Consider the following 13,486-nt stretch of genomic DNA (forward strand, 5'->3'; position numbering starts at 1 on the left):
CACGCGACAAGGAGAATGTTCTCGTGAACACAGGGAATGAACGGGTTCCCGCACTCGAGTTGAAGGGTCTGCACAAGGCGTTCGGTGATTTCACGGCGGTCGACCAAGCCGACCTCACCGTCGCCCCCGGTTCGTTCTACGGACTGGTCGGACCGAATGGCGCGGGCAAGACCACGTTGCTGTCCATGGCGGTCGGATTGTTACGTCCGGACGCCGGACGCTCACACGTTTTCGGGGTCGACGTCTGGCGCGAGCCGCTGCGGGCGAAGGCGCTGATGGGCGTGCTGCCCGACGGCCTTGCCATGCCCGAGCAGCTCACCGGCCGGGAACTGCTGCTGCATCTCGGCCAGCTCAGAGGCATGGAACTGGACACCGTGCGGCAGCGGGCCGACGAGCTGCTCACCGTGCTCGAGCTGACCGGGTCGGTCGAGCGGACGCTGATCATCGACTACTCCACCGGGATGCGGAAGAAGATCGGCCTGGCCACCGCGTTGCTGCACGCGCCGCGGCTGCTGGTGCTGGACGAGCCGTTCGAGGCGGTCGACCCGGTCTCCGCCGCGACCCTCAAGCGGATCCTCCAGCGGTTCGTTGCCGGCGGCGGCTCGGTGCTGCTGTCCAGCCACGTGATGGCACTGGTCGAGCAGCTCTGCGACACGGTCGCGGTGCTGGCCGGCGGCCGGGTGGTGACCGAGGGGCCGCTGAAGAAGGTGCGCGGCCGCAAGTCCCTCGAGGAGGCGTTCGTCGAACTGGTCGGCGTGCGGGTCGGCGGTGGGGAGGGGCTGGCGTGGTTGGCGTCCTGATCCGGATGAAGCTCGCCGTGCTGCGGCGGGCGGCGTCGGGTCCGCGGGCGAACAACATGGCCAGCGGCGCGGTGCTCGGCGCCATCGGCGCGGCCGGCACGATCGCGATCACCCGGCTGGACACCGCCCCGGACACCGTGCTCGACCTGCTCGCCGTCGTGCTCGCCACCTGGATGCTCGGTTGGGTGCTGGCCCCGGCCTACGCCGGGCAGCCGGCACTGCGCGCCGAGCAGTTCGCGCTGCTGCCGATCCCGCCGCGCCGGCTCGCGTTCGGTCTGCTGGCCACCGCGTTCGTCGGTGTGCCGGCCGCGGTCACGCTGCTCGCGTTCGCCGCGATCGTGGTGTACGCGCTGCCGTTCGGCCCGGCCGCGGTGCTGCTCGCCCTGCTCGGCACGGCGCTGCTGCTCACCTTCGTGGTGCTGCTGTCCCGGTTGGCCGCGGTCGCCCTCGGCGCGCTGGTCCGGTCCCGGCTCGGTGGCGCGATCAGCGGGCTGATCACCGCCGGGCTGCTTGCGGTGGCGTCGTCCGGCTGGATCGTATTCGTGGCCCTGGAATCCGTGCTGGTGACCGGGTTCTCGGCGGAGTTCAGCGCGGTGGTCCGGGCGCTGCCGTCCGGTTGGCCGCTGGTCGCGGTGCGGGCGGCGGACGAGGGCGACTGGGTCATGGCCGTTGTCCCGGTGCTCGGTCTGGCCGTGCTGGTGGCGCTGCTCTGGCTGGTCTGGGCCCGGGCGCTCGGCCCGAACCGGTTGGCCCGGCCGGTGGTGCGCGGCTCTGATGCGGAGCACGCGGTGCCGCGCGGCCCGGCCGGTGCGGTGCCCGCGGTGTTCCGCAAGGAGCTGCGGTTCTACTGGCGCGACCCGCTGCGGATCCAGAGCCTGGTGGTGGCGCCGGTGTTCGCGGTGCTCACCTGCCTGGTGCCGCTGTTCTTCGGCTCCACCGCGTTCCTGCCGTTCCTCGGCGCGCTGACCGCGCTGATGGGCGCGGTGACGTCGATCAACTGGTACGGCCAGGAGGGCACCGCGCTGTGGCTGACGCTGGTCACCCCGGGCAGCGAGCGGCCGGACGTGCGCGGCCGGCAGCTGGCCTGGCTGGTCTGGTTCGCCCCGGCGGCACTGCTGCTCACGGTGGCCGGCACGGTGTTGAGCGGCCGGCCGGAGCTGTGGCCGTGGGCGCTGACCGCGACCGTCGCGGTGCTCGGCGGCGCGGCCGGGCTGCTGCCCTGGCTGTCCGCCGACCAGCTGGTGCCCGGCCCGGATCCGCGCCAGCACAAGGATTCGCCGCTCGATCACGGGGATCTGACCGGGCCGGCGTTCGTGATGATGTTCCTGGCGATCGGCACGACCGGGCCGGCCCTGGCCCTGCCGGTGCTCGCCGAGATCATGGACCGGCCGGCGCTGGCCTGGCTGGGGGTGCCGGCCGGGCTGCTCACCGGCACGCTGTGCTACCTGCTGCTCGGCGCGCTCGCCTACCGGATCCTGGCCAACCGGGGCCCGGAGCTGCTGTACCTGCTGCGGCGCGGCCGGGAGCACCAAGGGCAGGCCGGCGCGGAAGCCTCGGCGCTGGACACGATGCCCAGGTCCCGGCGGCGGCTGCTGCTGGTGAGCGTCATGGCCGGCTGCATCGCGCTGTTCCCGCAGGCCGTGGTGCCGACGCTGATGAAGCTGTCCGGCGAGGTCGCGCAGGTCTGGTTCCTTGCGCTGCACCTGCCGCAGGAGTTGCAGTGGCCGATGATCGCGGTCATGTACCTGATCGGCTTCGCCCTGCTCGGGCTGGCCTGGCGGCTCTACGCCAACGCCCAGCGCGAGTTCAACCGGAAGCGGGCCCGAAAGGGAGCGGCGTTACCCGCCTGAATTGAGCTGAAAACGAAGGTCGCCGGCCGGGTGGACACCCGGTCGGCGTCTTTTCGCGCGGGATCGGGCGCGAGGTGTGATCAATGGTCGGCTAGGGGGTGCCGGGCGGCCGTTAGGGGTTGGTCCGCATATGGCCGGTAACTAGCCTCGTCATTGGGTGGATTGGGCCGCGTCGAAGCAGCGGCCGGATCGTCGTGAAAACTCTCGTGGTATCGAGCAGATTTGAGAGACTTCATGTCTGAACCGCGCGCGGAAAACGTCGATGCGATCGCGATCGTCGGGTTGGCCTGCCGGCTGCCCGGTGCGGCGGACCCCGCCGCGTTCTGGCGACTGCTGGCCGACGGGGTGGACGCCACCGGCGAGGTGCCGGCCGACCGCTGGCAATCGGCCACCGAGGTCCGCCGGGGCGCCTTCCTGGACCGGGTGGACGAGTTCGACCCCGGGTTCTTCGGCATCTCGCCGCGCGAGGCCGCGGCGATGGATCCGCAGCAGCGGCTGATGCTGGAGCTGTCCTGGGAGGTGCTCGAGGACGCCGGCATCCTCCCGGCCAGCCTGGGCGGCACCGCGACCGGCGTGTTCGCCGGCGCGATCTACGACGACTACGCGGTACTGCAACACCGCGGTGGCACCGGCGGCGTGGACCAGTACACGATGCCCGGACTGGCCCGCGGGATCATCGCCAACCGGGTCTCCTACACGTTGCGGTTGCGCGGACCCAGCCTGGCCGTGGACGCCGGGCAGTCCTCGTCGCTGGTCGCCGTGCACCTGGCCTGCGAGAGCCTGCGCGCGGGTGAGTCCACCTTCGCGCTTGCGGGCGGCGTGAACCTGAACATCGCCGACGAGAGCGTGGTCGCCTCGGCCCGGATGGGCGGGCTGTCCCCGGACGGCCGGTGCTACACCTTCGACGAGCGCGCCAACGGCTACGTGCGCGGCGAGGGCGGCGTGCTGTTCGCGCTCAAGCCGCTGTCCCGGGCGATCGGCGACGGCGACCGGATCCACGCCGTGATCCACGGCGGCGCGGTGAACAACGACGGTGGCGGGGCCAGCCTGACCGCACCGAGCCGGGTCGCCCAGGAAGCGGTGCTGCGCGCCGCCTACGACAGCGCCGGGATCGACCCGGCCGACGTGGGTTATGTGGAGCTGCACGGCAGCGCGACCCGGGTCGGCGACCCGATCGAGGCGGCCGCGCTCGGCGCGGTGCTCGGCTCGGCGCGGCGGCCGGGCGACCGGCTCGCGGTCGGCTCGGTGAAGACCAACATCGGGCACCTGGAGGGCGCGGCCGGTGCCGCCGGACTGCTCAAGACCGTGCTGGCGATCTCGCACGGCCGGTTGCCGGCCAGCCTCAACTTCGAGCGGCCGAACCCGGAGATCCCGCTCGACACGCTGAACCTGGCGGTACAGCGGGACATCGCCGACTTCCCGGCACCGGGCGGGCGGCTGCTGGCCGGGGTCAGCTCGTTCGGCATGGGCGGCACCAACTGCCACCTGGTGGTCAGCGGGGTCGCCGGTCGAGCGGAAGCACCGGATGCTGCGGACGGCCCGGCGGTGCCGGTGGTGCTGTCCGGCCGGACCGGCCCGGCGCTGCGCGCGCAGGCCGCCCGGCTGCGCGACACCCTGTCCGCCCGGCCCGGGCTGCGGGTCGCCGATCTGGCGTTCTCGTTGGCCACCACCAGGACCGCGTTCGAGCACCGGGCGGTGGCCGTCGCCGGTGACCGGGCGGCGTTGTTGGCCGCGCTGGATGCGGTGGCCGGCGGGCTGCCCGCGTCCGGGGTCGCCGAGGGCACCGTGCTGGACGGCGGCCTGGCGTTCCTGTTCCCGGGTCAGGGCGCGCAGCGGCTCGGCATGGGCCGCGAACTCGCTGCGGCCTTCCCGGTGTTCGACACCGCGCTGGCCGAGGTCTGTGCGCGGTTCGAGCTGGACCGGCCGTTGCGCGCAGTGATCGACGGCGAACCGGAGCTGCTGGACCAGACCGGTTACACCCAGCCCGCGCTGTTCGCGGTGGAGGTGGCGCTGTTCCGGCTGCTGGAGTCCTTCGGGGTGCGGCCGGACTACCTGGTCGGGCACTCGCTCGGCGAATTGGCCGCCGCGCACGTGGCCGGGGTGCTGTCGCTGGCCGACGCCTGCCGGCTGGTGGCCGCGCGCGGCCGGCTGATGCAGGCCCTGCCGCCCGGCGGGGCGATGCTCGCGGTGCAGGCCAGCGAGGCCGAGGTGCTCGCGGCGCTGGCCGGGCACGAGTCCCGGGTGGGCATCGGCGCGCTCAACGGACCCACCTCGGTCGTGGTTTCCGGCGACGCGGACGTGGTCACCGAGCTGGCCGAGGGCTGGAAGGCCGAGGGACGCAAGGTGAAGCGGCTGGCGGTGTCGATCGCCTCGCACTCGCCGCGGATGGAGCCGATGCTGGCCGAGTTCCGCGCCGTGGCCGAAACCCTGTCGTTCCAGCCGCCCCGCATCCCGATCGTGTCCAATGTGTCCGGAGAGCCGGTGGATCCGGCGGAGATCCAGCACCCGGAGTACTGGGTGCGGCACATCCGGCAGCCGGTGCGGTTCGCCGACGGCATCGGCACGCTGCGCCGGCTCGGCGTCACCCGGTTCGTCGAGGTCGGTCCGACCGGCGTGCTGGCCGGGATGGCGCGGGACTGTGCCGACCACCACGATGCCGGTCCCGATGCCGGTCCCGATGCCGCCGGCCGGATCTGCGTCACCACGACGTTGCGCGCCGACCGGGACGAGCGCGAGGCGCTGCTGACCTGCCTGGCCGAGGCGCACGCGGCCGGCACCGCCGTGGACTGGCCGGCGGTGTTCGCCGGTCTGGACGTTCGGCGGGTGGATCTGCCGACCTACCCGTTCCAGCGGGAGCGGTACTGGCGCGGGTCCACGGCGATGGCGACCACCGGGGCGGTCCGCGACGAGACGCCGGTCCCGGGAGTCCGGGCCACGGCACCGGATTCCCCGCTGCGCGACCGGCTGGCCGGGGTGCCGGAGAGCGAGCGGCGGCGCATCGCGCTCGAACTGGTCTGCGCGCACATCGCGGCGCTGGGGGAGTTCTCCTCGCCGGGCGCGGTGGACACCGCCCGCACGTTCGAGGATCTCGGCTTCGAATCGCTGACCGCGGTGGAACTGCGCAACCGGCTCGCGGTCGGCTCCGGCCTGCCGTTGCCGACCACGCTGCTGTTCGACTACCCGACCCCGGAAGCGGTCGCGGCCTACCTGTGCGAGGAACTGTCCGGCGCGGGCCGGCCGGTCCTCGAAGCGTCCACATCGGACTCTTCGGCGGCCGAGCCGATCGCGATCGTGGCCATGGCCTGCCGCTACCCCGGCGGCGTGGCCTCGCCGGAGGACCTGTGGCGGCTGGTGCACTCCGGGACGGACGCCATCGGCGGGTATCCCACCGACCGCGGCTGGGATCTGGACGACCTGCGCGGCCGGGTCGGCGACGGCGACGCGGGCGGGTTCCTGCACGACGCGGCCGACTTCGACGCCGAGCTGTTCGGGATCTCCCCGCGCGAGGCACTGGCCATGGACCCGCAGCAGCGGCTGCTGCTGGAGTCCGCCTGGGAGGCGCTCGAGCGCGCCGGCATCGCGCCGACCTCGGTGCGCGGCTCCCGGACCGGGGTGTTCGTCGGGGCCATGTCCCAGGACTACGGGCCGCGGCTGCACGAGGCCGCCGACGACCACGAGGGCTACCTGCTCACCGGAAACACCGCGAGCGTGGCGTCCGGCCGGATCGCCTACACCTTCGGCCTGGAGGGGCCGGCGGTGACGGTGGACACCGCGTGCTCGTCCTCGTTGGTGGCGCTGCATCTGGCGGTGCGGGCGCTGCGCTCGGGGGAGTGCGCGATGGCCCTGGCCGGCGGGGTCACGGTCATGTCGGCGCCGGGGATCTTCACCGAGTTCGGCCGGCAGGGCGGGCTGGCCGCCGACGGGCGGTGCAAGGCGTTCTCGGCGGCCGCGGACGGCACCGCGTGGTCCGAGGGTGTCGGCATGCTCGTCCTGGAACGGCTGTCCGACGCGGTCCGCAACGGGCACGAGGTGCTGGCGGTCGTCCGGGGGAGCGCGGTCAACTCCGACGGCGCGTCCAACGGGTTGACCGCGCCGAACGGGCCGTCGCAGCAGCGGGTGATCCGGGCGGCGCTGGCCGACGCCGGCCTTGCACCGTCCGATGTGGACGCGGTGGAGGCGCACGGCACCGGGACCGCGCTCGGCGACCCGATCGAGGCCACCGCACTGTTGGCCACCTACGGCCAGGACCGGGAAAGCCCGCTGTGGCTGGGCTCGCTGAAGTCCAACATCGGCCACACCCAGGCCGCCGCCGGCATCGCCGGGATCATCAAGATGACCATGGCGATGCGGCACGGAATCCTGCCGCGCACTCTGCACGTCGACGAGCCCTCCCCGCACGTGGACTGGACCGCCGGCGCGGTCGAACTGCTCACCGAGGCGCGGCCGTGGGCGGCCGACCGGCCGCGCCGGGCCGCGGTGTCCTCGTTCGGGATCAGCGGCACCAACGCGCACGCCATCGTCGAGCAGGCGCCGCCGGCCGAGCCGGAGCCGTTGGCAGCCGACCAGGTCGTCGGTCCGGTGCCCTGGATGATCTCCGCCCGGTCCGCGGATGCGTTGCGGGAGCAGGCGACCCGATTGCTGACCGGGTCCGACGAGTCCGTTGTCGACATCGGGTCGGCGCTGGCGACCACCCGGGCCGCGCTCGAGCACCGGGCCGTGGTGCTGGGTTCGGACCGGGACGAGTTGCTGGCCGGGCTGGCTTCGCTGGCCGCGGGCCGCTCCGCGCCCGGGGTGCTGCGCGACGAGGTGGCCAAGGGTCGGGTCGCCTTCCTGTTCACCGGTCAGGGTTCGCAGCGGGTCGGCATGGGGCGGCAGCTCTACGACACCTTTCCCGTCTTCGCCACCGCTTTCGACGCCGTGTGTGCCCGGTTGGACACGGAACTCGAGCGCCCGCTGCGGCAGGTCGTGTTCACCGACTCTGATCTGTTGAACCAGACCGTGTACACGCAGGCGGGGTTGTTCGCGCTTGAGGTGGCGCTGTTCCGGCTGGTGGAGTCCTGGGGTATCACTCCGGACTTCCTGCTGGGGCATTCCATCGGTGAGTTGGCTGCCACATATGTGGCAGGTGTGCTGTCCTTGGACGATGTCTGCGTTCTTGTCGCTGCGCGCGGAAGGTTGATGCAGGCGCTGCCCACCGGTGGGGCGATGCTGGCCGTGCAGGCGACCGAGGCCGAGGTCATCGAAGCGATCGCCGGACTCGAGGACCGGGTGAGCATCGCGGCGGTCAACGGCCCGACGTCGGTGGTCATCTCTGGGGATGCGGACGTGGTCGCGGAGTTGGCGCCGCGCTGGGCCAAGTCCAAGCGCCTGACCGTCTCGCACGCGTTCCATTCGCCGCACATGGACCCGATGCTGGCCGAGTTCCGCGCCGTGGCCGAAACCCTGACCTACCAACCACCCCGGATCCCGGTGGTGACCTCCGGTGACGTCACCGACCCGGAGTACTGGGTGCGGCACGTCCGCGACACGGTCCGGTTCGCCGACGGCCTCACCACCCTGCGCGACAACGGGGTCACCACGTTCCTGGAGCTGGGGCCCGATGGCGTGCTCTCCGCTCTCGTGGACGAGGGCGTCGCGGTACCGGTGTGCCGGGCCGGGCGGGCCGAGCCGGAGACGTTCCTGGCCGGGCTGGGCCGGGCCTGGGTGCGCGGCGTCGCCGTGGACTGGACCCCGGCGTTCGCCGGTCGGGCGCGGCGGGTCGCGCTGCCGACCTATGCCTTCCAGCGCAGGCGGTACTGGCTGGACGACCGGGCCGGCGCCGCCGATGTGCGCACCGCCGGGCTCGGGGTGGCCGACCACCCGTTGCTGGGTGCGGCGGTGTCACTGGCCTCCGGCGCCGGCGTGGTGCTCACCGGCCGGCTCTCCGTTGCCACGCAACCATGGCTGGCCGATCACGTGGTGCTGGACCGGATCCTGGTGCCCGGCACGGCGCTGGTGGAGTTGGCCCTGCAAGCCGGCGAGCGGGTCGGCTGCGCGTGGCTGGACGAGCTGACCCTGCGGGTGCCGCTGGTGCTGCCCGAGCGGAGTGCGGTGCAGGTGCAGGTGAACGTGCCGGTCGACTCCGACGACCTCAGCCACCGGCGGGTGGAGATCTACTCGCGGCCGGACGGCGACGACGCAGCGTGGACCCTGCACGCCACCGGGGTGCTCGGCGCGGACGGCCCGGCGGCGCCGGCCGGGGAACCGGTCTGGCCGCCGGAAGGCGCGGAGCCGGTCGACCTCACCGGCTGCTACCCCGAACTGGCCCGGATCGGGCTGGCCTACGGCCCGGCCTTCCGTGGCCTGCGGGCGGTCTGGCGTACCCGGGCCGGCGAGGTGTTCGCCGAGGTGGAGCTGCCCGACGCGGTCCGCGGCGACGCCGAGCACTTCGGCGTCCACCCGGCGCTGCTCGACGCCGCGCTGCACGCCATGATCGCCGGCGGCCTGGTGTCCGACACCGGCTCGGCGCCGCTGCCGTTCGCCTGGTCCGGGGTGTCCCTGCACGCGGCCGGTGCGCCGGTGCTGCGGGTGCGGCTGCTCCCCGCCGGGCCGGACACCCTGTCGCTGCAGGCGTTCGACGCCGCCGGCGCGCCGGTGGTGTCGGTGGAGTCCCTGGTGCTGCGGCCGGTGTCGGCGAGCCAGTTGGACGACGCGACCGGCGCGGACGACGCGCTGTTCGCGGTGCGCTGGACCCCGATGTCCACTTCGGACACTTCGGCCGAACCGGTGCCGCTGCTGCGACTGGACGAGCCGGGCGGCTCGATCGCCGAGACCACCCACCGGGTGCTGGCCGAGCTGCGGTCCTGGCTGGCCGAGGGTTCGGGTCGGCTGGCGGTGCTGACCCGGGGCGCGGTCGCCGCCGACCCCGGTGACCTGGTGACCGATCTGGCCGGCGCGGCGGTCTGGGGCCTGGTGCGCTCGGCGCAGGCCGAACACCCGGACCGGTTCGTGCTGGTCGATCTCGACGGTGCCGGTTCGCTCGAGCTGCTGCCCGCGGTGCTCGCGTCGGACGAGCCGCAGGTGGCGATCCGCGCCGGGGTGGCCCTGGTGCCCCGGCTGGCCCGGGCATCCGCGCTGCCGATGCTTCCCGTACCGCGCACGCCGGACTGGCGGCTGGAACCGGGCGACGGATCGCTGACCGACGTCGCCGCCGTCGAGCTGGCCGGCGCCGAACTCCTGCCCGGCCAGGTGCGGATCGAGGTACGCGCGGCCGGACTGAACTTCCGCGACGTGCTGATCGCGCTCGGCACCTACCCGGAGCCGGAGCTGCTCGGCTCCGAGGCGGCCGGCGTGGTGCTCGAACTCGGCCCGGGCGTGACCGATCTCGCGGTGGGGGACAAGGTTTTCGGGTTGGTGTCCGGCGGGTTCGGGCCGCGGGTGGCGGTCGACCGGCGGCTGGTCGCGCCGATCCCGGACGGCTGGTCGTTCACCGACGCCGCGTCCGTGCCGATCGTGTTCCTGACCGCCTACTACGCGCTGGTCGATCTGGCCGGGCTGCGGGCCGGGGAGTCGGTGCTGATCCACGCCGCGGCCGGCGGGGTGGGCATGGCCGCGGTGCAACTCGCCCGCCACCTCGGCGCCGAGGTGTACGGCACGGCCAGCCCGCACAAGTGGGACACCGTGTGCGGGCTCGGTGTGCCCGAGGATCACCTGGCCTCCTCCCGGGACACCGGGTTCGCCGCCCGGCTGCCGGGCCGGATGGACGTGGTGCTCAACTCGCTGACCGGCGAGTTCATCGACGCCTCGATGCGGCTGCTCGGTCCGGGCGGCCGGTTCGTCGAGATGGGCAAGGCCGACCTGCGCACCCCCGACGGGGAGTTCGGGTACCGGGCGTTCGACCTGCACGAGGCCGGCCCGGACCGGCTGGCCGGGATGCTGGCCGAGATCGTGGCGCTGTTCGAGCGTGACGAGCTGACCCTGCTGCCCACCCGGGCCTGGGACATCCGCGACGCGGTCGCCGCGCTGCGGCACGTGGGCCAGGGCCGGCACATCGGCAAGAACGTGCTCACCGTGCCGCATGCGCTCGACCCGGACGGCACGGTGCTGATCACCGGCGGCACCGGCACGCTCGGCGCGCTGCTCGCCGAGCACCTGGTGACCACGCACGGGGTTCGGCATCTGGTGCTGCTCAGCCGGAGCGGCCCGGACGCCGCCGGCGCCGCGGAGCTGTTGGCCCGCCTGGCGGAGCTGGGTGCACACGCCCGGGCGGTGGCATGCGACGTGGCGGACCGGGACGCGCTTTCGCTGGTGCTGGCGGACCTCGAGCGCCCGCTGACCGGGGTCGTGCACTGCGCCGGGGTGGCCGACGACGGCGTGCTGGAGTCGTTGACCCCGCAGCGGTTCGACGCGGTTCTCCGGTCGAAGGCCGATGCGGCGCTGCAACTGCATGAGCTGACCGCCGGCCAGGATCTCGCGCTGTTCGCGCTGTACTCGTCGGTGGCCGCCACGTTCGGCACCGCGGGTCAGGCGAACTACGCGGCGGCCAACGCGGTGCTGGACGCTCTGGCGTTCCGGCGGCGGGCACTGGGGTTACCGGCGGTGTCGCTCGGCTGGGGGTTGTGGGCCCAGGCCAGCGGGATCAGCGGAAGTCTCAGCGAGGTGGACCGCGCCCGGCTCGAGCGCACCGGTGCCGCACTGTCCACAGCGGACGGTTTGGCGCTGTTCGATGCCGCGACCGGCTCCGGGGCGGCCCACCTGGTGCCGACCCGGCTGGACATCGCGGCACTGCGCCAGGCGCCGGTTCCGGCTCTGCTGCGCGGGTTGGTGCGGGCGCCGGTCCGCCGCGCCGCCGGCCTGGCCGGCGGTTCCTCGCTGGCCGGCCGGCTGGCCGGGCTGGCCGAGCCGGAGCAGCGGCGGCTGCTCGGCGAGTTGGTCCGCACCCAGGCGGCCATGGTGCTCGGCCACGCTTCGGCCGACGTGATCCAGCCGGACCGCAGCTTCAAGGAGTTGGGCTTTGACTCGCTCACCTCGGTGGAGCTGCGCAACCGGGCCGGTTCCGAGACCGGGCTGCGGCTGCCGCCGACGGTCGTGTTCGACTACCCAACACCCGTCGCGCTGGCCGAGTATCTGCGCGGCGAGCTGATCGGTTCCGCGACACCCGAACCGACCGGTTCGGCGCCGGTCGCGGTGGACGAGCCGGTGGCGATCGTCGGAATGGCCTGCCGGTTCCCGGGCGGGGTGACCTCGCCGGAGGACCTGTGGCAACTGGTCGAGTCCGGCCGGGACGCCATGGGCGAGTTCCCCGCCGACCGCGGCTGGGATCTCGGCGCCTTGCGGTCCGGCGCCAGCGCCACGTCCCAGGGTGGATTCCTCTACGACGCCGGGGAGTTCGATGCCGCGCTGTTCGGCATCTCACCGCGCGAGGCGATCGCCATGGACCCACAGCAGCGGGTGCTGCTGGAGACCGCGTGGGAGGTGCTGGAGCGGGCCGGCATCGATCCGCTGTCCCTGCAGGGCAGCCGGACCGGGGTGTTCGTCGGTGCCATGTCGCAGGAGTACGGGCCCCGGCTGCACGAGGCGCCGGTGGACTTCGGCGGCTACCTGCTGACCGGCAACACCGGCAGCGTCGCCTCCGGCCGGATCGCCTACACCCTCGGGTTGGAGGGCCCGGCGGTCACCGTGGACACCGCGTGCTCGTCGTCGCTGGTGGCGCTGCACTGGGCCGCGCAGGCGCTGCGCTCCGGCGAGTGCGACCTGGCGCTGGCCGGTGGTGTCACCGTGATGGCCACCCCGGGCATCTTCACCGAGTTCTCCCGGCAGGGCGGCCTGGCCGCAGACGGCCGGTGCAAGCCGTTCGCCGCGAACGCCGACGGCACGGGTTGGTCCGAGGGTGTCGGCATGCTGGCCCTGGAACGCGTCTCCGACGCCCGGCGCCGGGGCCATCGCATCCTCGCCGTTGTCCGTGGTTCGGCGGTCAACTCCGACGGCGCGTCCAACGGCCTGACCGCGCCCAACGGTCCGTCCCAGCAGCGGGTCATCCGCGCGGCCCTGCGCAGCGCCGGCCTGGCACCGTCCGATGTGGACGCGGTGGAGGCGCACGGCACCGGCACCACGCTCGGCGACCCGATCGAGGCCACCGCGCTGCTGGCCAGCTACGGCCAGGACCGGGAATCCCCGCTGTGGTTGGGCTCGATCAAGTCCAACATCGGGCACACCCAGGCCGCCGCCGGGGTCGCCGGTGTGATCAAGATGGTCATGGCGATGCGACACGGGGTGCTGCCGGCCACGTTGCACGCCGAGGAGCCCTCCGCGCACGTGGACTGGACCGCCGGCGCGGTCGAGCTGCTCACCGAGGCTCAACCGTGGCCGGCCGATCGCCCCCGGCGCGCCGGCATCTCCTCCTTCGGCATCAGCGGCACCAACGCCCACGCGATCATCGAGCAGGCCCCGGACCCGACTCCCGTTCCTGCTAAGCCCGAACCCCCGGTGCTGGCCTGGATCCTGTCCGCCCACACCGAACCCGCGCTGCGCGCCCAAGCCGACCAACTGGCCGCGCTGCCCGACGAGTTGCCGGCCGCCGACATCGCCCACGCTCTGGCCACCACCCGCGCCGCGCTGGACCACCGCGCCGCGGTGATCGGCACTCGGGCAGAACTCCTGGCCGGGCTGGCCAATCCCGCCGTGCGCGGCACCGCCGGCACCGGGCCCGTGGCATTTCTGTTCACTGGTCAGGGTTCCCAGCGTGCCGGTATGGGTCGGCAGCTCTACGAGATCTACCCCGTCTTTGCTGACACCCTGGACTCGGTCTGCGCCCGACTTGACCCGGAACTTGACCAGCCCTTGCGACAGGTTCTCTTC

3 protein-coding genes are annotated in these 13,486 nt (G+C 73.4%); all 3 read left to right on the plus strand.

Annotated features, from left to right (window positions below; genetic code table 11):
• Nucleotides 1-23 precede the first annotated feature (23 nt).
• Complete coding sequence (locus tag VFV67_RS08905) at nt 24-800, plus strand: ABC transporter ATP-binding protein (protein WP_326468684.1); 777 nt, start codon at nt 24-26, stop codon at nt 798-800.
• Complete coding sequence (locus VFV67_RS08910) at nt 785-2,650, plus strand: hypothetical protein (RefSeq protein ID WP_326468685.1); 1,866 nt, start codon at nt 785-787, stop codon at nt 2,648-2,650. The genes VFV67_RS08905 and VFV67_RS08910 overlap by 16 nt, the downstream gene beginning before the upstream one ends.
• A 234-nt stretch (nt 2,651-2,884) precedes the next feature.
• Nucleotides 2,885-13,486 (plus strand): SDR family NAD(P)-dependent oxidoreductase (locus tag VFV67_RS08915; protein WP_326468686.1); only part of this gene is annotated, 10,602 nt, incomplete at its 3' end.

The organism is Actinophytocola sp., from assembly GCF_035762905.1.
GTDB lineage: Bacteria > Actinomycetota > Actinomycetes > Mycobacteriales > Pseudonocardiaceae > DASYTH01.